Raw genomic sequence first — 23,658 nt, 5'->3', positions numbered from 1 at the left:
CTACGAGCTACGAGCTACGAGCTACGAGCTACGAGCTACGAGCTACGAGCTACGAGCTACGAGCTACGAGCTACGCTCGATTCGACAGGAGAAGCCGGGAAAGTTCCTTGGGTTTTCCTTTTCAACTTTTCACTTTGAACTTTCAACTGATCTTTCGCGGGCAGAGCGATCACAGTGTGGCACCGTCCCAACCCGCGTTACAGCTTGAGGCTTGTAGCTCGCAGCTTTAACTGCCGATCTTTCTTAGCTGGTAGACGTTGTGGGTAATAGCAACCACTTCGCCGTTGGCATCCTTGATCTCCACATCCCACTCGAAATCACATTTGCCCACTTCTTCCGTCGTGCTTTCGATACGCGCAATTTCCTCTTCGCTCAGGGTGACTTCCACGGTCACGTCGGTGGTGGCCGGGCGCCGGAAGCGAATCGACATGTCTTTGACGATAGGATAGAAACGCTTGGTGTCGAATGAGGTCAGGTAGATGGTGCCGCCGGGCAGTTCGGCAATGGTGTAGAGCGCTCCAGCGTACATGATGCCAACATGATTCAGGTTGGGTTTGAGTGGCATCAGCATTTTGCAGTAACCGCGCTCCACTTCCAGCGTTTGCACTTCACAGCGCTCCACAAACGGAAAGGTCTTGTCGCTGGCGGTCTTGATGATGGTTTTCTGTTCTTCGCTCAGGGCCATGCTGTTATCTCCTCGGTTACCGATGATGCTAGCAAAGACCGGGATGGATGGTGCACGCCGTTCTGATCAGAGTTGTGGAGGAAAAGGTCAAAGGAGGGAGGGGCAAGGGGCAAGCGGCAACGCGGCTTGGGGTATGCCACTCGACAACCATCCTGCCCGCGAACGATGGGTGCAAAGAGGAAAAGGAAACCCTGGGAGCGTCTCGCCCGCTCTTATCCAATCTTGTAGCTTGTCTTATTGCAGCGCGTCAGTCTTGGCGGCGCAGATAAAATCGTTGCGGTGCAGTCCGTGGATCTTATGGGTCCACCAGGTGACGGTGACCTTGCCATATTCGGTGAGAATGGCGGGGTGGTGACCTTCCTGTTCCGCCAGATCGCCCACCCGATGGGTGAAATCCAGCGCCTGGATGAAATTCTTGAAGGTGAAGTGCCGCTGCAGTTTCTCGATGCCGTCTTCTTCCACCAGCATCCAGTCGGGTACTTGCGGATGTAGCTCTTTACGGTCCTGGTCACTGACCAGAGGAGAGTCGGCGCGGCAGGCTTCGCATTGTTGTGTTTTCAGGGTGCTCATGGCGATCAATCCAATCTGGCTAATGGATGACAGAATCGGTTACCCCGATTGTCAGTGATCCATTAGCCATTATCAATTCAGCCCTGTGCGGGTTCGCACAAACGCACCGGGTCGCCATCGGTGCCGCCGGGAGCCATCTTTTTCAGGGCGCGGCGTAGCTTTTCCATGTCTGTGTCATCGCGAACCCGGCCGGGAATTTCCATGCCGGCCGCCAGGTTCAGCAGCACGGACTTCATCTTTTCCGGCATCAGCACAGGCTGGCGGTGCTGCAGTACATAGATCAGGTCGCCCCGCTTGAACAGCATGAAGCCGTAGTAGTAGGTGCCGCTTTCCACCTCGTCATCTTTCACCTTGGCGGCATCCACATTGATGCCAATGATGGCAAACAACGCCTTCGGATCTGCATCGTCCAGGAATTCCCGGTAGGAGGCTTCAGCGCTGGTGATCATGGGGGCCTTGGCAACCACTTCACGCAGGTAACTGTTGAGGCTGAGATTGAGCAGCGTCAGGTCCGAGGCGAAGCGGGGGGCTTCGATCATCGGGTGGTTTTCCACGTTCAGGTAATCCACCCGGAACAGGCGGCCACTGCCATCCCAGAAGGTGGTGGAGCCGCCGTTGCGGTCACAGCGCTCATCCAGAACCACTTCGCCACGGAAAGTGTTGATACCAAGATCAAGGATGTAGGCGCCGGCCGGTGAAAAGTAGTAATCGCCCTGGCGCTCGCCTTGCAGGCCCTGGCAGGCAACAAGGAGCAAACTCAAGGACAACGCGGCAGTTTTGATTATTTTCATTATTCGCCCCGGATATAAAAAAGCACACTGATCATAGCATACCCGTTGCATAGTGCAGCGGTTAACCGCTGACTAAAGAATGGGGGCGTTTTCCACCGTGATGACCACTTTTTGGGGGCTGGCTTTACGGCTTCGGTTGTAGTGCCAGGTGGCCTTGTGGGGTTTGTCGAAGGCGCGGGCGGAAAGCTCGGTGAGCGGGGCTTCACAGGCATCAATCCTGCTGGCAGCGTCATTGAAGGCAGCCAGCAGCTGGGGGGTGAGCGGGGCTTGCTGACGGCTCACGGCAGCACTGCACTGGCTGCCTTCGTCCACACTCAGGTAATTGACTGCCGGTGAAATCAGCACAAATTGCTTGAGTTGACGCTGGCTGGCGTCGACCACTTCGATGCACTGGTGTACCCAGTAGTAATAGCAATCCTGGGCACGGGCGGCCGCCGCAGAGAGCATGATCAGACAGAGAATCAAGCCACGTATCATGAGGGAAGTCCTTCTCCTTCGCGCTGCTGGCGGGCGGGTTCCCACTGCAAGAGCACGTTTTCGGTAATTAGGTGATCCGGAATCCGGTCGCGGATTTTTGCGTGCAGGGCGGGCAGTTCGCTCCAGTGCAGGCCAGGCAGCATGTGGTGGGCTGTGTGGTAACCCAGGTTCCAGGACGGCAGGTTATAGCGTTTCAGTTCCACATTGCGGGATGCGTGGAAGTGATCTTCATAGCCGGTGCCGGCGTGTTGCCCGTAGGTGTTGTCCAGCAACATGAACAGCATGCTGATCATGGGAATCAGAAAGACGATAAAGGCGTTACGCGGGTCCAGCATGAAGGCTGCGATCAACGGGATATTGGCGAGCACCAGCAGGCGCAGGAAGCGACGGTACAGTGCCGGGTGCTGGCGGCCGATGCGGTGAATTTCCGGGTAGATGCGCAGGGTGTTGACCAGCACATAGCGCCAGCGCGGCATCAGGCTGCCGTCAGCCTGTTGCCAGGGGGACGGGTCGTTGTCCGGATCCAGATAGAGCTGGTGATGGCCAATGTTGTGGTGCAGCGTCCAGCTCAAGGGACTGGTGCCGGTCTGCAGGTACAGGACCATTTCAAACAACCGGTTGAGTGGGCGTTTGACGAAGGTATTTACATGGTGATGGTTGTGGCAGATGGCGCCGCAGGACACCTGCACCGGCAGCAGAGCCAGCATGCCCAGCCAGGTGGCCAGCCCGTGGCTGAAGAAGAGCAGGCCAAGCTGGATGCCGAATACCGCTAACACCAGAGCAACGGCGAGCCGGTCTGCCCTATAGCGTACTTTCATGAAGTCACCCTGGGCCCGGCGGCGCATTTCGAAAGCGGTACATGCGTACTACTCTGAAAAGGCGGTTTGGCGGACCTTACTACGAATAATGAATGAGTGTAGTCAGGGGAGATTGTGTGATGAAGACCACAAAAACCATCACGCAGGGCGCAGTGGTCAATATGCTTACACTGGCGGTAGTCAATTGCTTACATAGGAGGCGAGCTGTGGCTGGCAGGGCACCAGCCACAGACCCGGTGGTGGGCTACACGCGGCCCAGAAGGTCCCTTGCAATGGCGATAATCTGCATTTCATCGGTGCCGGCATAAATCTGCAGAATTTTGGCATCGCGCATCAGCTGTTCCACGCGGGACTCGCGCATGTAGCCGTAGCCGCCGTGGATTTGCACCGCTTCAGTGGCCACTTCCATGGCGGCCTGGGCAGCGTAGAGCTTCATGGCGGAAGCCTCGGCCAGCGTCATCTGGGCGCCCTCGGCGGTCATCTCGATGTAGCGGAATACCATGTTCTGCAGGTTGGTGCGGGCCACTTCCATCTTGGCCAGTTTCAGCTGAATCAGCTGGTTCTGGCCAATGGCGCGGCCGAACTGCACCCGGTCGCTGGCGTACTGGGTGCTCAGCTGCAGGGCGCGCTCCACCATGCCCAGAGCCATGGCCGCAACCCCCGCCCGTTCCTGCATGAAGGTGCCTTTGGCACCGCTGCGGCCGTAGCTGTCTTCGCTGCCGCCCAACAGGCGCTCCGGGCCGGCTTTTACGTCGGACAGGAATAGCTCCCCGGTGGGGGAGGAGCCGATGCCCATTTTCTTGAAGGGTTTGGACTGCTCCAGGCCTTCCATGCCGCTGTCGAGAATAAAGGAGACAATTTTGCGCTGATCCGCCGGCACGCCGTCTTCATCCAGTTTACAGATCAGGATGATGGTGTCGGCGTAGGGACCGTTAGTGATCCAGGTCTTGCTGCCGTTGATGATGTAGCCGCCGTTGCCGTCGCGCTTGGCCAGGGTTTTCATCTGCCCAAAGGCATCGGAGCCAGCATTGGGTTCGGAAATGGCCCAGGCGCCGACTTTTTCCAGGGTCAGCAGGGGCAGAGCCCAGCGTTCTTTTTGCTCGGTGGTGCCCTTGCTCATGATGGCGCCACCGCCCAGGCCCATGGAGACGCCCATGGCGGTGACCAGGCCCTGGGCATGTTTGCACAGTTCAATAATGGGGATCATGCGCATGGCGGCTTCTTCCCCGGCCATGGCGGAGGGGCCTTCCTTCTTCTTTTTCTCTTCGACGGTGTCGCCGGCGGCGATGGCTTTCTCACGGGCAATCTGCTTGTCGAATGATTGCTTGGCCATCACATCCATGCCGAAGGTTTTGATCATCTTGCGCAGGATATCGTAGGGGGGAACACCGTTATATTCGATATCGTCCAGCTGCGGCACGACTTCCTTTTCCACAAAGTCGCGTACCATTTTCTGGATCATCTGCTGTTGTTCGGACCACTGGATCATTGGGCTGTCCTGTTGGGTAAAAATTCAATCAACAGTAACAAGCTCGATGGTGGCGGCGCATTGATCAAAAAGAACGGAATCATTGACGCTGGATGTCAGGGCGCTGATTGAGCCGTGATACAGGGTTGCGGGTCGAAGCGCACGTGCATGGTCAGGGCATCCGGGCCTGCGCTGCTGGCGGCGGCTTCGATATCCTGGGGACGTAGCCGGGGGTGAGTGCCGGCGAAAAATTTCTGCGCGGCTTTGGCATTCAGGGTGCGGTCGCGGGCCGCCTCATAGGTGATGCCGTCTCCGCCCAGTAGATGACGGATGTATTCGGCACAAGCCACGTCTTCATCGCCGGTAGGATGAGAGGCGACCAGCACCACGGTGGGCGGGTTCTGTTTGCGCAAATAGTTGGCGGTGGCTTCTGCATTGATCAGCCCGGCCACCAGCACCTCACGGCTGTCGCGGGCACGCAGGGTGGCGGCCACGCCGTTGGTGGTGCGCAGAATCAGCTCTTTGTCCTGCAGCTCGGCCTGATCGATTTCCCAGGGGGAATTGCCAAAATCAAAGCCGGGAATTGGCAGTGCCTCCACTTCCCCGGCCAGCAAGGCGTCAGGCAGGTGTTCGTCGCGCAGCGCAAAGGCTTGCTCGGCGCTGGCCACCGGCCAGATACAGCGAAGGCCTTTACGAAAGGCGTGATGGCTGGTGGTGAACGCGCGAATCACGTCGATCACCACGGTAATGCCATGGATGTTGTGTGGCGGGTTGTGCCCCTGGGCAATGTGTATGTCCATGGTGTTCCTTGCTGGGGCCGGCCGGGTCAGTCGTTAATCCATCAACGGATCAGAATAACAGGCCAATGCCCCAGGTTGCGTTATCGAAAATCTCGTCTTCGTCGTCCAGGTATTGCTCCACGGCGATGGTGAACGTGAGCCGGTCACCCAGGGTCAGGCGGTCCTTGGGGGTGCGCTTGCCGGTGAAGAAATCAATCACCGAACGGTAGTTGAAGTCGGAGCGGTAGCGCAGCAGGTCGCCTTCTGAGCCGTAACCATATTGAACCTGAATAATGCGGCCAAAGCCCACCCCGGCATAGGCATTGTTAACGCGTTCGCCGTCCGCAGCGGAAAGATCATCGTCGCCGGAGTCGCGGCGAATGGGCGAATCGCCAAATTTCTTGGTGCCTACGCCGGCATTCAACGCAACGCTGGTGTAATTGGCATCGACAAAAAAACCGGTGCCGATATTTTCTGTCGGGTCCACCCGGCCCACGGACACCACGGTGCCACGCATCAGGGTGACGCCGCTATAACGGTCTTCTGCCTGAACACTGGAACAGCCCAGGGCCAACAGGGCCAGGGTGATTATTATTCTTGTCATGTGATTCCCTCCGTGAACAAGCCGTTATTATGCCTAAAGGTGGCTATGGGGCCTAGGGAGCCTATGAAAAACGTAGCGTGCCGGTTCCCGGGCAAGGAGGGGGCGAAGGTGCCGTCAGGCCAACGATGGGGGCAGTGTGCGGGCCAGGGTCCATACCCGCACGTCCTCGGCGCCGTGATCGAGCAGACATTGTGCCGCTGCGCGGGCAGAGCTGCCGGTGGTCATGACATCATCCACCAGAATCAGTCGCAGTCCGGCGACAGGGTGCTGACAGTGAAATGCCTGGCGCAGATTGCGTTGCCGTTGTCGGCGGCTCAGCCCTTGCTGGCTGGCAGTGGCCCGTTGACGTACCAGTGCTGGCAGCACGGGGCGTTGCCAGTATTGCCCCATCAGTCTGGCAAGGTGATGCCCCTGATCGAAGCCGCGGCGCCATCGCCGTCGCCAATGGACCGGCAGCGGGCATACGGCATCGGTATCTGCCCATGGTAGCGGCGTCTCTGCCAATAGTGGGGCGAGGGCCCGCTCTACCGTCAGGTCAGCCCGGTGTTTGTAGCGTGTGATGAGAGCGTCTATTGGGAAGCTGTATTGCAGCGGCGCCTGGCTGGCGGAAAACGGCGGTGGCTGGCGAATACAGCGTCCACACAGTGGTGGCACAGCATCCGCCTCGGCGGGTTGCTCGTTGCCGTGGGGGAGCCCGCAACGGCAAGCCGGTACAGACAGCCGGGCCAGCAGGTGCAAGCAATCAACGCACAGGGCCCCACTTTCTGATTGGCCGCAGAGAGTGCAGGGCGAAGGAGCGATATGGTTAAAAAGTAGACTGCAGTAAACTTTTGTTGCGGCTTTCAGGTTGACAGGTGCCATGGAGCTCCTTAGCCTGCTGACGTTACCCGAGGAGAATGAAGCATGCCCGCCATCGCCAGCACCGCCCAATCGCCATCCACGGACATGGCTGTACGCCATGACTGGAAACGCAGTGAGATCGACGCTCTTTTTGCCCTGCCGTTCAACGACCTGATATTCCAGGCTGCGGCGTTGCACCGGGCTCATTTCGATCCCAATGCGGTGCAGGTGAGCACCTTGCTGTCGATCAAGACCGGCGCCTGCCCGGAAGACTGCAAATACTGCTCCCAGTCCGGTCACTACAACACCGAGCTGGAAAAAGAGAAATTGCTGGAAGTGTCCCGGGTGGTGGAAGAGGCCAGGGCTGCCCGGCAGAACGGGGCATCCCGGTTTTGCATGGGTGCCGCCTGGCGCAGCCCCCGCGACAAGGACATGCCCTACGTGCTGGACATGATCCGCCAGGTCAAAGACCTGGGCATGGAAACCTGCATGACCCTGGGTATGCTGAATGAAGGTCAGGCCGGCGCGCTGGCTGAGGCGGGACTGGATTACTACAACCACAATCTGGACACCTCGCCGGAATACTACGGCCAGGTGATTACCACTCGCACCTACAATGATCGTTTGTCCACCCTGGCCAATGTACGCGACGCGGGCATGAAGGTGTGTTGCGGCGGGATCGTCGGCATGGGCGAGGAACGCAATGACCGGGTGGGCCTGCTGCAGCAGTTGGCTAACCTGCCGCACCACCCGGAATCCGTCCCCATCAATATGCTGGTAAAGATCGAAGGCACGCCGCTGGCGGACGTGGACGATCTGGACCCGTTCGAGTTTGTGCGGACCGTGGCGGTGGCCCGGATCCTGATGCCGCAATCGTATGTGCGGCTGTCTGCGGGTCGTCAGGAAATGAACGACGAAGCCCAGGCTCTGTGCTTCATGGCCGGTGCCAACTCCATTTTCTATGGTGAACGTCTGCTGACCACCGATAACCCGGAAGCCAATCACGACCAGCGGCTGTTCAAGCGGCTGGGGATTCACCCGCTGGATCCGCGTCACGAAGCGTCCGATGAAGCCCATGAAGAAGCCATCCAGGCGCAGGTATCCGAGCAGCAAGCGGAGGAAGCCGGGCTTTTCTATAACGCCATGGACACTAAGCGGGCCGCCAAGCACGTGTTGGACAAGGACACCGGTCGGCCCACCGCCACCGAGCACTGAGGCTCGCCTGTGGGCTTTGATCTGGCCGCCGATCTGGCGGCCCGCCGGGAGCAGCACCGCTATCGCCAGCCGCAAATCATGGACGGCCCCTGTGGCCGGCATGCGGTTGTGGGCGGTCAGCAGTACCTGAATTTCTGCAGCAACGATTACCTTGGCCTGGCCAACGATGCCGATGTTATCGACGCGTTCCGGCAGGGGGCACGAGACTGGGGTGTAGGCAGCGGTGCGTCGCATCTGGTTTGTGGTCATCAGCGTCCCCATCAGGATCTGGAAGAGGCGCTGGCCGAGCACACCGGCCGTGAACGCGCGCTGCTGTTTTCCACCGGCTACATGGCCAATCTGGGGGTCATGTCCGCCTTGCTGGGCAAGCGCGACGCCGTCTTCGAAGACCGCCTCAATCATGCTTCGCTGCTGGACGGCGGCCTGCTCAGCGGGGCCCGCTTTCGGCGCTTTGCCCACAATGATGCCGATGCCCTGAGCTGTCAGCTGCAGCGTAGCGATGCCCGTCGCAAACTGGTGGTGGCCGATGGCATCTTCAGCATGGATGGTGATGAAGCGCCGCTGGCGGCTTTCGCCGATGCCTGTGAAGCCCATGATGCCTGGCTGATGGTGGACGATGCCCACGGCCTTGGTGTGCTCGACCCGCAAGGGCGAGGGTCCTTGTTTGCCCAGGGGGTTAACCCGCGTACCCAGATCCTCATGGCAACGCTTGGCAAGGGGCTGGGCACTGGCGGCGCTTTTGTGGCGGGCAGCCATGATTTGATCGAAACCCTGATACAGTTCGCCCGCACGTTTATCTATACCACTGCCATGCCGGCTGCGGTGGCGGCGGCAACACGGGTCAGTCTCCACAAGTCCCGTGAGGAAAATTGGCGCAGGGAGAAGCTGGCAGAACTGATTGCCCGTTTTCGACACGGTGCCAGTGAGCTGGGCTACACCCTGATGCCGTCGCGCACACCGATTCAGCCATTGCTGATCGGCAGTGATGCCGACGCCATGGCGCTCAGTGGTGCGCTTCGGGAAAAGGGTTTGCTGATCACGGCCATCCGCCCGCCCACGGTGCCGGAAGGCGAGGCTCGCTTGCGGGTGACATTGTCGGCCGCCCATGAGCTTGAGGATGTGGATGCGCTGTTGCTGGCGTTGGCTAACGCCTGACCCGTTATTGGATTTATTGTGCCGGGCGCCCTGCGCCAGACGTCAAGTTAACCAGGATTGCTATGCCGAAACTGATTCCCTTTCACAATACCTACAAAGCCACGGGTGTGAATGATGACGAGGCGCAGGACATCGTTTTGATTCACGGCTGGGGGCTGCATGCCATTGTCTTTGACGACATTGTGCCGGCCTTGCTGGAGCGGTTCCGGGTTACCGTGGTGGACCTGCCCGGCATGGGCCAGAGCCCCATGCCCAACGGGGACTACACGCTGGATTTTCTCGCGGACGAAGTGCTGGCGATCATGCCGGAACGGGCCCACGTGCTGGGCTGGTCGTTGGGTGGATTGGTGGCGTTGGCCATGGCCGACAAGGCACCGGCGCGGGTGCAGTCAGTGGTCACCGTGGCGACCTCGCCGCGGTTTACGACGGGTGAGGGCTGGAATACGGCCATGAGGCCGGACATTCTTGGCAAGTTCGCCGAAATGTTTGACGAGGACCATGAAGGCACCCTGGTGCGTTTCCTCGCATTAAACTGCAAGGGCAGTGCGGCCATGCGCGAGGATACGGCGCGGCTCAAGGAAATCCTTTATTTCTGTGGGCTGCCCGCGCCGAAAGCCTTGCGCAGTGGTCTCGACATTCTGCGCGAGGCAGACATGCGAACTGTCTTGCCGACGCTGGCCATGCCGGTGTTGATGGTCTTTGGCGAGAACGATCATATTGTCCCGGCGGCGGCCATGGCCGCCAGCGAACCGCTGATTCATCACGGTCGCACGGCCCTGATCGAGCAGGTGGCTCATGTGCCTTTCCTGTCGGCACCGGAGACTTTTACGAGAGCGGTTTATGACTTCTATCGCGAATATCAACTGGTCGCTTGAGATGGCTGCGTCCGCTCTGAATAAGCATGCGGTCAGCGACCACTTCAGCCGGGCGGCGCGCAGTTATGACGAGCATGCGATTTTGCAGCTGGCGGTGGGCCGTTCACTGGTGCAGCGGTTGCCGCAGTGGTTGCCGGTGAATGCGGCGCTGGACCTGGGATGTGCCACGGCACCTTTTGCCCGGGCCCAACAGCAAGTGTTGCCCGAGGCTCACTGGCAGGCGGTGGACCTGTCGCGGGCCATGCTGCGCGAAGCCGCAGAGCGTGGCCGGTTTAATGAGCACTACCAGCCTCTCTGCGCGGATGCGGAGCAGTTGCCGGTGAGCGATGCCTCCCAGGGACTGGTATTCAGTTGCTTTGCCCTGCAATGGTGTGATCCCCGTGCGGTCCTGAAAGAGGTTGGCCGGGTGTTATGTCCCGGGGGGCGCTTGTTGCTGGCGGTGCCGTTGGCAGGTTCCCTGCGGGAATTGCAGCAGAGCTGGCAGGCGGTTAATCGCCGCCCCCACGTGAACGCCTTGCCGGGTTTTGACGACTGGCAGAGCGCCGCCCTGCAGGCGGGCTTTGTCGATGCGCATTTGCAGCAACAGGTGATGGTGGAATACTACGATTCGGTCAAGGCCATCGCCCGCCGGCTCAAGGCCACCGGCGCGGATCATGTCAGTGGTGCCTCCGGTCTTACCGGCAAGAATGCCTGGCAGGCCATGGTGAAAGAATATGAAACCCGTCGAACAGAGCAGGGTTTGCCGTTGAGCTGGAATGTGTTGTTTCTGGAAGCGGAAAAAATACAGTAACGAATCGCAAGGAGCGAGTTGCGAAAGGCAAAACCGTTTTATTCTTTTCGAAACTCGAAACTCGAAACTCGAAACTCGAAACTCGAAACTCGGCGTAATCCAGATCAAGCCCCTGAAACCAGAAGACGAAAACAGATATGTCCGATCAAAAACCACCGCTCCCCGCCCTCAAGGGCATCTTCTTTGTCACCGGCACCGACACCGAAGTCGGCAAGACCTGGGTGAGCTGTCGCCTGTTGGAGCGAGCCCGGGAAGCCGGATTGAGTTGTTATGGGCTCAAGCCGGTTGCTGCAGGCTGTGATGAGACGCCGGATGGGTGGCGTAATGAAGATGCCCTGCAGTTGATGGCGGCCAGTTCAGTGAAGCTGCCCTACGAGATGGTTAACCCGGTGGCATTCAAGGCGCCGATAGCGCCACATATCGCTGCCCAGCAAGAGGGAAAAGATATCAGTCTGTCCCGGTTGGTGGGGTATGTGCGGGGCGCCTTGAGTGCCCACCCGGCGGACTTGATTCTGATTGAGGGCGCCGGCGGATGGCGCGTGCCGCTCAATAGCCGAGAGATGTTGTCCGGGCTGGCCAAGGAGCTGGATGTGCCGGTGATCCAGGTTGTCGGTATGAAGCTGGGGTGCATCAATCACGCCTTGCTGACCGCAGAGGCTATTGAAAAGGATGGCCTGCGATACGCCGGCACCATGGCCAATTGTTTTGGTGAAATGGCGGTGCAGGAAGAAAATTTGCTGACTCTGCGCCAGCATTTGCCGGGGGCGTTTGCGCTGGTTTGATCGGCACTATCACCGAAATTTCCTGACTTTTTCTCTGTTTTGTCACCTTTAACTGGGCGGTTACAGGGGGCTACATAGTACTACAGTGCGACTACCCAAGGCCCACTGTTTCCGTGCAATTTCCTGCCTAATCTTGACGTGCTGTTGCCGTGGGGCGATGGCCTTTTATGGTTAGGGGGAATTCTCATGGATCGCAAACGACGTACCCTGGTGCAGGCGCTGGGCGCGGGGGGCGCGCTATCACTGGCGGGGTGTGGTGGTGGCAGCAGCTCTTCAGCTGCGCCGCCGGCCAATACGCCCACACCCAATCTGCCGGACGAACCGGATGCCCCGGACGCTCCGCCCGGCGTGTCTTTCCTGCATGGGGTGGCCTCCGGAGATCCACTGTCTGATCGTGTCATTCTCTGGACCCGGGTGACGCCGGATCGGGATAGCGGTGAAGATGTGTCTGTCACCGTGACTGTGGCCAGTGATCTGGCCATGCAGCAAACGGTGGCCAGCTATACCGCCATCGCCAGTGCGTCCAGCGACTACTGCGTTAAGCAGGATGCTACGGGGCTGCAGCCGGATCGTTGGTATTACTATCAGTTTTCCGTGGGCGATCAGGTGTCACCGGTGGGGCGCACCCGGACCTTCCCCGCGTCGAAAACGTTTATCGACCGGGCCCGTTTTGCAGTGGTTTCCTGCGCCAACTATCCCTACGGATTTTTCTCCGTATACCGGGCCGTGGCCAATCATGCGGATCTGGATTTTGTCCTGCACCTTGGTGATTACCTGTACGAGTACGGGGCCGGCGAGTACGGGGATTTCCCCGAGCGCGATCCGCAGCCTTCCCACGAAATGATCACCCTGGCGGATTATCGTCAACGCCATGCGCAGTATAAAACCGACGAAGATCTGCAAGCGGTGCATCAGCAATTCCCGATGATTGCTGTCTGGGATGACCACGAATCCACCGATAACAGCTACCGCGACGGGGCGGGCAATCATGATCCGCTGACCGAAGGGGATTGGGCTGCCCGCAAACAGATTTCCCAGCAGGCCTACTTCGAATGGTTGCCGATCCGGCCCCGTGAGCCAGGTAATCACAGCGTGATCTACCGCAACTTTTCCTTCGGTGACCTGATTGATCTGACCATGCTGGATACACGGCTGGAAGGTCGCGATGAGCAGTTGACCATACCCGCCGATCCGGGCCGTAACGACGAAGATCGACACCTGATCAGCGAGCAGCAGATGGACTTTCTGCTCAACAGCTTGAGTGAATCGAACAGCCAGTGGCGCTTCATTGGTCAGCAGGTGATGTTTGCGCAACTAAATATCGCCGAGATTCCTTCGCTGAGCGAACGCCATGCGCAACTGCGTGGCAATCTGTCTGCCATCAACATGGATCAGTGGGATGGCTACGCGGCGGATCGGCTGAAAATTCTGAACCACATCGACGATAACGATATCGACAACGTGGTGATTCTCACCGGCGATATCCACACATCCTGGGCCAGCGAAATTTATCGCAATCCAGGCACCCTGTTGGGTGATCTTTTTGATAAAGCGTTAGCCGCGGAGTTTGTTACGCCAGCGGTGACCAGCCCCGGTTTTCCGGATGGCGTGGCAGAGCTTGCCGGCGTGGTGATTCCCGTGGCCAATCCGCATATCCGCTATGTGGAAGCCAAATCCCGAGGTTTTATTCTGGTGGATGTGACCCGCCAGCGTGCACAAGGTGAGTTTTACTACGCGCAAAGCATTGAGTCCTACGATTTGCGTGGACAAATCAATACGGCAAAAACCAAGGTGGTGACGGTAAAAAGTGGTGATAGCCGCATCATCGAAGACCAGCCCCTGTCCAGACCGCGCACGTTGCGCACCGCATTTTCCCATCCCCCCGTGCTGAATACTGAAGAGGTGATCTCATGAACGCTTACTGGAAACTGTTACCCCTGGTGGCGGCGATTACCCTGACGGCCTGCGGCGGAGGAGGCTCCTCTGGTGGTGCGAATGCGGATGCCGGAAGCGGTAATGTGGAAACCCCCAATGGCCCCGGTGATGGTGGTGGGGAAGGTGAAGGGGACGGTGAGCCGGATGGCGGCGGCGAAACCGTCAGTAACCCGCCAGCGGCGGTACGCTTTATTGTGATTGGCGATTCCGGTAGCGGCTCTGCGGGCCAGTATGCCGTGGGGCAGGCGATAGCCGATGTCTGTGACGGCAAGGATGAATTTATCGGTGACATGGCCTTTGCAGGGTGCGATTTGGTGGTCGGGCTGGGCGACAACATTTATGAGTCCGGGGTCACCAGCGTGGATGATCCCCAGTTCGCGGAAAAATTCGAAAAACCGTTTGAGCCGGTACAGCTGCCGTTCTACATGGTGCTGGGTAACCATGACAATACCGGTTACGTGGGAGGCGACGGGGCGGGCAATGCCCGTGGCGAATTCCAGGTGGATTATTCCTACTTTGATGGCCGCCTGTCCGACCGCTGGAATATGCCTGATCGTTATTTCAAACACAGTGCGGGCAATACCTCTCAGGGGGAGCGCCCTCTGGTGGATTTCTTTGCGCTGGATTCCAATCCCATTGCGGGAGGCTTTGCTGACCCGGATATTGCCTACGCCTATCACACCTACGGTGTGGACCAGCGCAACTGGGCAGTAAATGCCATCGCCGGTTCCAATGCGGTGTTCCGGATTGGCATGGCGCACCATCCGTATTTATCCAATGGTAGTCACGGTAACGCGGGCAACTACGATGGCGTACCCAGTGAGCTTTTGCCGGTGCTGGCCGGTGAGCGCTGGAAGGCATTCATGGAAGAAGCGGTCTGCGACCAGACCGATTTTTTCTTCGCCGGTCATGACCACGATTTACAGGTGCTCAATGCCGTGCCGTCCTGCGGGCGCACGGAGTTTGTTGTCAGTGGTGCTGCAGGAAAGACTCGATCCATTGATGATCCGGAGCGTAACACTGCCCGGTTTCAGCAAGGGGATGTTTACGGGTTTTTCTGGATGAAAGCGGTAGAGGCGAATGCCGAAACCATGGCTCCGGCTCAGCTCTGCATCGAAGCCTATACGGTGGACCCGGAAGCGGAAGGCCTGGGTGTCATCAGTGGCGGTGAGCTGACGCCGGCCTATACCCATTGCTATGAGAAGCAGCCCATGGTGCTGCTCAGTGGCAACAACGATTTCTCCGGCCAGCCGCTGGGTGATGGTGCATTGCCGTTACCGCTGCCGGATGGTTTCGATGCGGACTTCACCGGCCCGTTGAAAGAACTGCGTGAGACATTGGTGTCCGGCTTTACTGAAGTGGGGGCCAATCTGCCGGAAGAACAGCGTCAGGTGTTCGACCAGATCATTGCCGGTACTGACATCCTGTTCAATGCCATGGACGCGGCAACCGCGGCGATTCTGGAAGGCGACAGCAGTGAAATGACGCAATCGGTACAGGCGGTACTGGCGGCTTCCGAGCAGTTGCAGGCCATCGATACCAGTGGCCTGCCGGCACCCTTTGACCAGCTTGGCAGCGCCTTTGATGCCCTGGCCGCCGGCGTCGGTACGGGTAGCGGCGATGTGGGCCTGGGCGGCGACGGCAGCACCGTAGACGACATTGCCTTTATTGCTGCGCCGCTGGTGTCTCTGTCGCGCAACCTGAACAATATTCTGGATGGCGTTGAGGAGCAGGTGCCAGGGGAAGTGCCGGTCTTCGCCGGGCTTACCTCCGTGCTTTCCACGGTATCACTGGGGCTGGCCAATACGTTGGAGCAGTTGGTGATGTTGGATAGCAGTGCTACCGGTGAGCAGCTGGTGGGTACGGTGCAGGCAACGTTGGAACACCTGGTGAATGACGTGTTGTGGCTTAACCAGATTCCCGGTGCAGAGGAATACACCACCTTGCCAGGCGATGCCTTGTCATCGGTGTTGCTCACGGTGGTGCGGGAAGTCACAGAGCAGCTTGATGAGCGCTTGTTGAGCCCGCTGGCGCCCTTGCTGGATTTGTTGTCGCCGATCACTGGCTTGTTGGCCGGGTTGTTCGACGGTTTGTAATCGGAGGCAGAAACGCATTCCCACAACAACAAAGGCAGATCCATTTTTTGACAATGACGCAGTCCGGAGACGGGCTGCGTTTTCTTTTTTCCGGCTTCAGGCAAGCGTCTCGTTGGTGATCATGCTGTTGATCAAAGCGGGGTGTGCTGGCCTGTTATACCGCGCGTCGGGATGTGTTGGCATGTGCGCCGACAGGCACGCCCAGCGCCAACAGCGTGTCCATCACTTGATCCACAGTAATGCGTTGCAGGCAGGGGTAGGTGTCCTGCACGCAGCTGCTGCGCTCACATTCCGCGGTGCAGGCTTGCCAACGTAATACTCGGGCATGGGGTGAGAGGGGGCGCCAGAGGTTGTCGTTGGTGGGGCCGAACAGGCCGACGGTGGGAATGCCGCAGGCCGCCGCCAGATGCATGGGGCCACTGTCGTTACCCACATAGGCTCGGCTGTGTTGCAGCAGTGCGATGAATTCCGACAGGTTGAGTTGATCGCACAGATCCAGCACCGGTTCACAGAGGAAGGATTGCACGCGGGCAATTTGCACACGGTCCTTGTGACCGGCCCCGACCAGTATGGGGGTGAGTCCGGCTCGACGTGCCTGCTGGCACAGGGATGCGAATTGTTCCGCGTGCCACATTTTGTACGTCTTGGTTGCACCGACATGCACGATCAGTCGTGTATCAGCGGCGTGCATGGGCAGCAAGGCGCAAATGCGCGCGTTGCTGTCAGCGCATTCGACCAGCGGCAGGTAATGCGCTGGCGCGCTTGCCGCCGGTTGGCTCAGGCTGGCGTATCCCTGCCAGCGGTGCCCTTGCCAGTCCGGTTCCTGCGACATGTTATAGAACCAGTGGCCATGGCGGCGCGGTGGGCCGATGCGTGTTGTCGCACCGGACAGCCGGCTCAGCGTGGCGGATTTCTGTTCGCCTTCAATGTCTACACAAAGGTCTGCGCGAAAACGTCGCATGGCATGAACAAACATCAGATAGTGTTTTATCCGTTGCCATAACGGTCGGGATGAAGAGAGTGCCTGTTCCGGGTAAAAAAGAAGCCGCTTTTCGCCGGGTAAACTTTGCTTCACCAATGTTTGGTAGCGCGCATTAACCACCAGCAAGGCATCCGGATGTGTCGATAGCATGGCGCGTAAATGTGGCAGGGCAATCAGCAGATTGCCCATGTGACTGCACGGGAAAAGAATCAACAGGCGAGGCATGAAAGCGAACACTGTCGTCAGCGGAAACGTCTTTCAGACTAGGCGGCAAGAATGACGGTTATATGACGAGTTGCGAGTTGCGAGTTGCGAGTTGCGAGTTGCGAGTTGCGAGTTGCGAGTTGCGAGTTGCGAGTTGCGAGTTGCGAAAAACAGATAGGTAAAGCCAGAAAAGTTCCTTGGGCTCGACAGGTTTCAGGAAACATTGCGGGTAGACCTGGATTCCTGTCGCCTCGCTCCGCTCGGTTCGCCCCTCAAGTTGGGCTCCTACAGTAGGGACAACGGAGAGGCTGGTGTCGCTCCGGTTTTCCTTTTCAACTTTGAACTTTCAACTGGATCCTGCGGGCAGGGCTGTCACCGTGAGGCACCGCGCCTAACCCGCGTTGTCGCTAGCAGCTCGTCGCAGCGATTTAATCCCGCTCTATCAACCAGTCCGCAATGCGCCCCCAGCTCTGCTTCTGCGCAGCGGCGCTGCCCAGGATGCCCATGTGGCCGCCATCAATGGTGATAAAGGTTTTATCCTTGCTGCGAATCAACGGTCTCATGGCCTGGCTGCATTCCGGGGTGACAATAGGGTCGTTGGCACCGGTGATGTTGAGTACGTTGGCGGTGACCTGGTTCAGGTGTCCGTTGGTGCCTGCCATGGGCAGCTGGCCGTGAGCGACCACGTTATCAGTCCACAGATAGCGAACAATGTCCTGAATGACGCCGCCGGGGTACGCCACCATGTCATCCAGAAAGGCCCCGTTGGTGGCGTGGGAAGAGACGAAGTCACGGTCGTGCAGGTTCTTTAGCAGGCTCCAGTAGCCCTGCAGGCTGCCTATCGGATTGGTGAGCTTGAACGCCAGGCTGTTTACCCAGCCCGGTGAGCGCAACAAGTTGGCAGGAACCTTGTGGATACGCAGGCCTGTGCGGCTGCGGATCCACTTGGCGCGCCGGCTCAGGGCACGATACTGATCGCCTAATGCGCCGTTGCGATGATAATCCGTAGGGGCGCCGATCAGTACCAAGTTGCTGATGTCGGGATCTTTGCCTAGCGCGGCGTAACACAAGCTGAATAGCCCGCCGAAACTCCAGCCGTGCAAACTTAATTTTTGTTCACCGCTGTGCCGGCGAACATGCACCAGTAGTTTGGGTAGATAATCCGCAAAATAGCTGCTCAGGCTTAAATGGTTGTGATATTTGCCTGGGCGGCCCCAGTCGACCATATACAACTCAAAACCACGGGCGCGCAGGTAGCGCACCAAGCTACGCTGGGGAAACAGGTCATAGATCAGCATGTTCACCGCCAGCGGAGCCACCAATACTAGTGGGGTGCGCTGAGGTGTCTGGCTGACGGGAATCACGGTGCCGTCAGATAATGGAATGGCGCTTTCTGCCAACGGTGGGTAAAAACGTAATTTCACCAGGCCATCGTCAAACAGAATCTCGTAGGGCGTTTGTTCTGCCTGGCTCAATTGTTGAGCGTCAAACAGTCGAGCCCGGCCATTGTTAAGGCGTTGTCGCCAAGGGCGGGTTCGTTTGTAAACGGCCTGCTGGAAGGTGTCTGTGAGCATAGATTGCACCGGCAAAAGATCTACGGCCGGTCATTGTAGGGGAGATCCGGAACAGGGCAGTTGCCGTGCGGACCGGAAGGAATGTCAGGGGGGATACTCGCTGCGAAGCAATAAAGGGGATTGCTGCGCAGCGAGTATTGGCTGTCGGTGTTTTAGTGACTATAGGCGCCGAGTTTGCCGCGCACTTTTACTTGGCTACCGGCTTTCAGGTGTTGTTCAAACCCGGCTTTGCCTTCCGGAAACAGCATGACCACGGTGCTGCCCAGCAGGAAGCGCCCCAGCTCCTCCCCTTTTTTCAGGGTGATGGGGGCGGTGCGCAGGTAGTCGGTGGTGACCACCTGTTTGGGCAGCGGTGTCACCTGACCGCTGAACACGGTTTCGATGCCGGCGACGATCATGGCGCCCACCAGAATCACTGCCATGGGGCCTTGCTCGGTATCAAAGATGCACACCAGGCGTTCGTTACGGGCAAACAGGTTGGGCACGCCGTTGGCGGTGGCTTCATTTACCGAGAACAGATCGCCGGGCACGTAGCGGGTTTCGCGCAGGGTGCCGGTAAAGGGCATGTGCACCCGGTGATAGTCGCGGGGGGAGAGGTAGATGGTGGCGAACTGGCCGTTGGTGAATTCGCTGGCCAGGGCGCTGTCTCCGCCAAGCAGGTCGTACAGTGAGTAGTCGTGGCCTTTGGCCTGGAATACCTGATTGGCGCGAATGGCGCCCAGCTGGCTAACGGCGCCGTCCGCGGGGCAGGCAATGTCGTTGTCGCCGCTGGCTTCCAGTGGCCGGGCGTCGGCTTTCAGGGCCCGGGTAAAAAAGGCATTGAAGGTGGGAAACTGGTCCGCGTCTTCAATTTGCGCTTCGGACAGGTCAATGCCAAACCGCTTCATGAACTGGTTGATGAAAGTGGTCTTGATCCACGGCACTTCGCTGCGGGCCAGCATGCCCACCAGCCGGGACAGGCCGTGCTGGGGAACCAGGTATTGCAGGGTAACAAACAGTTTGTCGCGCCAGTTGTTCAAGGGGAAATCCTTGGTTTTGTGATTAATGGGGTGTGGTGCGAGCCGCCCGGTTTGGGGCTTTTTGATTTGGCCGCGTCAGGCATCGGACTTTTCTGCCGGGGTGTCCGGATGGTTGCCCCATTCCGCCCAGGAGCCGGCGTAGCCGCGCATGCGTTCAAAGCCAAGCAGTTTGCCCACCAGCCAGGAAAAGCTGGAGCGGTGGTGGGTCTGGCAGTGGGTAATCACTTCCTTGTCGCCGGTGATGCCCAGGGCGGCCAGTTCGGCACGGATATCGTCCAGGGGGCGCAGGCGCAGATTGTTCTGCTTGTCCATGGGCTCGGTCCACTCGTGGTGGCGAGCACCGGGAATGTGCCCGGCTTTCTGGGCGAAAGCACGCACACCGTCGAATTCGTCCAGGGAGCGTGAATCCCAGATCACCACGTCGTCATCCTGATAGTGGGCCAGCAGATAATCCAGGTCCACTTCGGTGAGAGGATCATGGGCGCCCACTTCATAATCGCTGGGGGTTGGGTCGTGGGCTTCGCTGCTGGTGGGGTGACCTTCTGCCAGCCAGGCGTGGATGCCCCCGTTCAGGTAGCTGTAGTGCTTGTGGCCGATGGCGTCCAGGGTCCACAGCAGTCGCCCGGCCCAGCCGCCGCCTTCGTCGTCATAGGCGACAACGTGGGTGTCCGGGGTCAGGCCCAGCTCGGAGAAAAGGTCGCTCAGGGCGTCATCCGAGGGGATCATGCCCGGTGCAGGCTGGGCGCCGGTCTGCAAGCGCTTGAAGTCCAGGTGAATGGCGCCGGGCACATGGGCCTGCACGTAAACGGCGGGCTTGCTCAGGTCTAGGATGAGCAGCTTGTCGGCGTCAAGGCGATTGGCGAGTTCGGCGGGTTCGAGCAGCAATGGCAGCATAAAAGACAATTGATAGTGGACAGTTGAAAGTTGACAGCTAAAAGTCAAAACAGCGCGTCTTGGAGCGGCCCATTATTCCTTATATAACGGCGCTCTGGTAGCCGGGTTTCGCTGTCAACTGTCCACTAACAGCTGTCAACTGGAATAGCGTTCCCGTCCTTCCTCATCCAGAGTGTCGGCAATCTGGTAGAAGTTACTCAGTCGTTCTTCGTCGATGTCGCCATTGTCGGCGGCAGCGATAAGTGCGCAGCCGGGCTCGTTGCGGTGTGAGCAATTGCGGAATTTGCAGTAACCCGCCAGCTCGGAGAGCTCCCGGTAGCCGTGCAGCAGGTCGTCTTCGCCGATATGCCACAGGCCGAATTCGCGGATGCCGGGGGAATCGATCAGCTGGCCACCGGTGGGCAGGTGGACCAATCGGGCGGTGACGGTGGTGTGTTGGCCCAGGCCGGAGTTGCTGGACAGCTCGCCCACCTGCAGGTCGGCCTCCGGCAATACGCCATTAACCAGCGAGGACTTGCCTACCCCGGATTGCCCGACAAACACGCTGGTTTTGCCAATCAGCGCTTCGTGCAGTGGCGCCAGCCCTTCGCTCTGATGGGCGCATACTTCCAGCACCGGATAACCCAGGGTGCGATACATGGCGGACAGTTCATCCACAAAGGGGCGCAGGGTTTCGTCGATCAGATCGGCCTTGTTGAGGACCAGGGTGGCGGGAATGCCAGAGAGTTCCGCCGCGACCAGATAACGGTCCAGCAACGAGCTGGAGGGGGTAGGCAAGGGCGCAAACACCACCAGCATCTGCTCCACGTTGGCAGCGACCGGTTTCAGGTTACCGTACAGGTCCGGGCGTTTGAGCACCGTGTCGCGGGGCTCAATGGCGACGACCACACCCAGGCCTTCGCTTTTGGGGGGCTGCCAGATCACTTTGTCACCCACCACCAGTTGCTCCAGGGTGGCCCGGAAGTGACAGCGGCGGGTTGTTCGGTTGTCAGCGCCAGGACCGTCAGCACTTTCCACTTCCACTTGTTGGCCGAAGTGGGCGGTGATGACCCCGTGTTGCTCATCGCCCAGATCGTCGGCCACCAGGGTTTCCTGCTGGTCGGTGCGACGGTTGGCGCGGTCGCGCTTTTCCGCCTGGATCTTTTCGATGCGCCATTGCTGGCGGCGATTGAGTTTGCGTTTGGCCACGGGTTATTGCGGTCCTGTCTTCGGGTATGGGATCTAGTATGACAATGGGGGCATGCTACCATGGAGGCCACATTCCGCGTAGCAAAGAGATGCCGAGCCCATGACCGACAAGCGCAATAATCTGATCTGGATCGATCTGGAAATGACCGGCCTGAGCCCGGAAAACGATCGCATCATTGAGATCGCCACCATTGTTACCGATGCCGAGTTGAATGTGCTGGCGGAAGGGCCGGTGCTGGCGGTGCATCAGAGCGATGCGCTACTGGATGGCATGGACGAATGGAATACCACTCACCATAACAACTCCGGGCTGGTGGCGAGAGTGAAAGCCAGCATGGTGAATGACGCGGCCGCAGAGTCCCAGACCATCGCGTTTCTGGAGCAGTATGTGGAAGCGGGCATGTCGCCCATGTGCGGCAACAGCATCTGCCAGGACCGCCGTTTCCTGGCCAACTACATGCCGAAACTGGAAGCCTTCTTCCATTACCGCAACCTGGATGTGTCCACCCTGAAAGAGCTGGCGCGGCGCTGGAAGCCGGAAATCCTGCCGGGCTTCAGTAAAGAGAACAAGCATTTGGCGCTGGATGATATCCGCGAATCCATCGCCGAGCTGGTGTATTACCGCGAGCATTTTATTAGCGCCTGACCGGCGCCGCTGGCACGCTTCACGCAACACGCTGACATGCAAAACAGGAAAGAAACGCAGGGTGAATAGGCGTGAGCCTGTCTTCGCCCTACGGAACCCCGGATCCGGAGCGCCTGTAGGAGTACCTCTCGAGGTGCGAACCGCGCGTCAGCGCGGAAGTTGGCCGAAGCGTTGTCAGGGATTGGCAGCGCCGTGCTGCTCCAGTGCCCACAACACATGCTCGCGCACCGTCTCATCCGGGTAATCCATCCTGGTGTTCAACGCCTGCACGATGTCCTCGGTGGTGGGTGCATTCCCCAGTGCTACGGCAATATTGCGTAGCCATTTCAGATACCCGGCGCGACGAATCGCCGATCCCGCCGTGCGTTCCAGAAATTCTTCCTCGCTCCATGAAAACAGTGAGACCAGATCACTGTCGCCGAGCCCGTGGCGGGGGTGGAAATCGGTTTCGTCGGTGTGTTGGGCAAAGCGGTTCCAGGGGCACATGAGTTGGCAGTCGTCGCAACCGAAAATACGGTTGCCGATGCCCTTGCGCAGGTCCTCCGGGATGCTGCCTTCGTGTTCGATGGTCAGGTAGGAAATGCAACGCCGGGCATCCAGCTCGTATGGCGCCACAATGGCGTCGGTGGGGCAGACGGTGATGCAGGCTTTGCACTTGCCGCAATGGTCTTCGCCGGGGGTGTCCACCGGCAAGGCAATGTCGGTGTAGATCTCGCCCAGGAAAAACCAGCTTCCCGCTTCCCGGTTCAGCACCAGGGTGTGCTTGCCCTGCCAGCCCAGCCCGGCTTTCGCCGCCAGCGGTTTCTCCATCACCGGGGCGCTATCCACAAAGGCCCGTGCCAGCTCGCTGTCCGCCACTTCCTCGCGAATGCGGCTGGCCAGAATCGCCAGGCGTTTGCGGATCAGCTTGTGATAGTCACGGCCCAGGGCATAACGGGACACATAGGCTTTGTCTTTCTGTTGCAGCAACTTCACCGGCTGGGTGTCCGGGGGCAGGTAATCCATGCGCGCGGAAATCACCCGCAGGGTGCCCGGTTCCAGCTCTCCCGGACGAAAGCGTTTGTTGCCGTGGGCTGACATCCACTCCATTTGCCCCTGATAACCTTTCGCCAGCCACGCTTTCAATTGCGCTTCCTCCGCGTGCAGATCCGTATCGGCAATACCGATCTGCTGGAAGCCGAGTTCACGGCCCCATTGCTGGATTTGGGCTTTCAGTTGATTCAGATCCATGACGTTTCGGGGCAACCGGCTCTCGTGCGTATAATGGCGGG

23 protein-coding genes are annotated in these 23,658 nt (G+C 59.0%); 8 read left to right on the top strand and 15 right to left on the bottom strand.

Annotated elements, in window-relative coordinates:
* Positions 1–226: 226 nt before the first annotated feature.
* The 9 genes from CL546_RS15635 to CL546_RS15595 form a co-directional block, all read right to left on the bottom strand.
* A complete protein-coding gene (locus CL546_RS15635; protein WP_290496595.1) occupies positions 227–685 on the bottom strand; it encodes a YiiD C-terminal domain-containing protein in 459 nt (152 codons plus the stop codon).
* A 234-nt stretch (positions 686–919) separates the two neighbouring features.
* Entirely contained in the window at positions 920–1,255 is a 336-nt protein-coding gene (locus CL546_RS15630; protein WP_290496594.1) for a 4a-hydroxytetrahydrobiopterin dehydratase, read from the bottom strand.
* Positions 1,256–1,332: 77 nt separating this feature from the next.
* Complete coding sequence (locus CL546_RS15625; protein ID WP_290496593.1) at positions 1,333–2,046, bottom strand: hypothetical protein; 714 nt, start codon at positions 2,044–2,046, stop codon at positions 1,333–1,335.
* A 72-nt stretch (positions 2,047–2,118) separates the two neighbouring features.
* On the bottom strand, positions 2,119–2,523 hold the full coding sequence (locus CL546_RS15620; protein WP_290496592.1) for a hypothetical protein: 405 nt from the start codon (positions 2,521–2,523) through the stop codon (positions 2,119–2,121).
* On the bottom strand, positions 2,520–3,341 hold the full coding sequence (locus CL546_RS15615; protein WP_290496591.1) for a fatty acid desaturase family protein: 822 nt from the start codon (positions 3,339–3,341) through the stop codon (positions 2,520–2,522). Before CL546_RS15615 ends, CL546_RS15620 begins: the two co-directional genes overlap by 4 nt.
* A 244-nt stretch (positions 3,342–3,585) precedes the next feature.
* Positions 3,586–4,830, bottom strand: a complete 1,245-nt coding sequence (locus CL546_RS15610; RefSeq protein WP_290496590.1) for an acyl-CoA dehydrogenase family protein — start codon at positions 4,828–4,830, stop codon at positions 3,586–3,588.
* 95 nt (positions 4,831–4,925) lie between these two features.
* Positions 4,926–5,609, bottom strand: coding sequence for a 2-phosphosulfolactate phosphatase (locus tag CL546_RS15605; RefSeq protein WP_290496589.1), 684 nt, complete (start codon positions 5,607–5,609; stop codon positions 4,926–4,928).
* 49 nt (positions 5,610–5,658) lie between these two features.
* Entirely contained in the window at positions 5,659–6,192 is a 534-nt protein-coding gene (locus CL546_RS15600; protein ID WP_007150087.1) for a hypothetical protein, read from the bottom strand.
* 114 nt (positions 6,193–6,306) lie between these two features.
* Positions 6,307–6,846: a ComF family protein gene (locus CL546_RS15595; protein WP_290496588.1), complete on the bottom strand. Its 540-nt coding sequence runs from the start codon at positions 6,844–6,846 to the stop codon at positions 6,307–6,309.
* A 249-nt stretch (positions 6,847–7,095) separates the two neighbouring features.
* On the opposite strand from CL546_RS15595, the gene bioB reads away from it, so the two are divergent.
* The 7 genes from bioB (at position 7,096) to CL546_RS15560 (ending at position 15,880) form a co-directional block, all read left to right on the top strand.
* On the top strand, positions 7,096–8,247 hold the full coding sequence (gene bioB, locus CL546_RS15590) for a biotin synthase BioB (RefSeq protein WP_290496587.1): 1,152 nt from the start codon (positions 7,096–7,098) through the stop codon (positions 8,245–8,247).
* A 9-nt stretch (positions 8,248–8,256) separates the two neighbouring features.
* Entirely contained in the window at positions 8,257–9,402 is a 1,146-nt protein-coding gene (bioF, locus tag CL546_RS15585; protein ID WP_290496586.1) for an 8-amino-7-oxononanoate synthase, read from the top strand.
* 62 nt (positions 9,403–9,464) lie between these two features.
* Positions 9,465–10,277 (top strand): pimeloyl-ACP methyl ester esterase BioH, encoded by an 813-nt coding sequence (gene bioH / locus CL546_RS15580; protein ID WP_290496585.1) that lies wholly within the window; start codon positions 9,465–9,467, stop codon positions 10,275–10,277.
* On the top strand, positions 10,243–11,067 hold the full coding sequence (gene bioC, locus CL546_RS15575; protein ID WP_290496584.1) for a malonyl-ACP O-methyltransferase BioC: 825 nt from the start codon (positions 10,243–10,245) through the stop codon (positions 11,065–11,067). The genes bioH and bioC overlap by 35 nt, the downstream gene beginning before the upstream one ends.
* A gap of 137 nt (positions 11,068–11,204) precedes the next feature.
* Positions 11,205–11,849, top strand: a complete 645-nt coding sequence (gene bioD, locus CL546_RS15570) for a dethiobiotin synthase (protein WP_290496583.1) — start codon at positions 11,205–11,207, stop codon at positions 11,847–11,849.
* 186 nt (positions 11,850–12,035) lie between these two features.
* Entirely contained in the window at positions 12,036–13,763 is a 1,728-nt protein-coding gene (locus tag CL546_RS15565; RefSeq protein ID WP_290496582.1) for an alkaline phosphatase D family protein, read from the top strand.
* Positions 13,760–15,880 carry a metallophosphoesterase gene (locus tag CL546_RS15560; protein WP_290496581.1) on the top strand — a complete coding sequence of 707 codons (2,121 nt, stop codon included), beginning with the start codon at positions 13,760–13,762 and terminating at the stop codon, positions 15,878–15,880. Before CL546_RS15565 ends, CL546_RS15560 begins: the two co-directional genes overlap by 4 nt.
* Positions 15,881–16,034: 154 nt before the next feature.
* On the opposite strand, the gene CL546_RS15555 is transcribed toward CL546_RS15560, so the two are convergent.
* The 5 genes from CL546_RS15555 to rsgA all read right to left on the bottom strand — a co-directional run bounded on the left by CL546_RS15555 (position 16,035) and on the right by rsgA (position 21,741).
* Positions 16,035–17,051 (bottom strand): glycosyltransferase family 9 protein, encoded by a 1,017-nt coding sequence (locus CL546_RS15555; RefSeq protein WP_290496580.1) that lies wholly within the window; start codon positions 17,049–17,051, stop codon positions 16,035–16,037.
* Between the two features lie 443 nt (positions 17,052–17,494).
* Positions 17,495–18,640, bottom strand: coding sequence for an alpha/beta fold hydrolase (locus CL546_RS15550; protein ID WP_290496579.1), 1,146 nt, complete (start codon positions 18,638–18,640; stop codon positions 17,495–17,497).
* A gap of 152 nt (positions 18,641–18,792) precedes the next feature.
* On the bottom strand, positions 18,793–19,659 hold the full coding sequence (gene asd / locus CL546_RS15545; protein WP_290496578.1) for an archaetidylserine decarboxylase: 867 nt from the start codon (positions 19,657–19,659) through the stop codon (positions 18,793–18,795).
* A 75-nt stretch (positions 19,660–19,734) separates the two neighbouring features.
* On the bottom strand, positions 19,735–20,553 hold the full coding sequence (locus CL546_RS15540; protein ID WP_290496577.1) for a sulfurtransferase: 819 nt from the start codon (positions 20,551–20,553) through the stop codon (positions 19,735–19,737).
* A gap of 135 nt (positions 20,554–20,688) precedes the next feature.
* Positions 20,689–21,741: a small ribosomal subunit biogenesis GTPase RsgA gene (gene rsgA / locus CL546_RS15535; protein ID WP_290496576.1), complete on the bottom strand. Its 1,053-nt coding sequence runs from the start codon at positions 21,739–21,741 to the stop codon at positions 20,689–20,691.
* A 100-nt stretch (positions 21,742–21,841) separates the two neighbouring features.
* On the opposite strand from rsgA, the gene orn reads away from it, so the two are divergent.
* The gene (gene orn, locus CL546_RS15530; protein WP_063539288.1) at positions 21,842–22,387 is read left to right on the top strand and encodes an oligoribonuclease; all 546 of its coding nucleotides are present in this window, start codon (positions 21,842–21,844) and stop codon (positions 22,385–22,387) included.
* Between the two features lie 174 nt (positions 22,388–22,561).
* Here the strand turns inward: orn and queG are convergent, their stop codons facing one another.
* Entirely contained in the window at positions 22,562–23,617 is a 1,056-nt protein-coding gene (queG, locus tag CL546_RS15525; RefSeq protein WP_290496574.1) for a tRNA epoxyqueuosine(34) reductase QueG, read from the bottom strand.
* Positions 23,618–23,658 lie beyond the last annotated feature (41 nt).

The organism is Alcanivorax sp., assembly GCF_002726155.1.
GTDB lineage: Bacteria > Pseudomonadota > Gammaproteobacteria > Pseudomonadales > Alcanivoracaceae > Alcanivorax.
The sequence above is the reverse complement of the archived record's forward strand: the minus strand, read 5'-3'. Positions and strand labels throughout refer to the sequence as shown.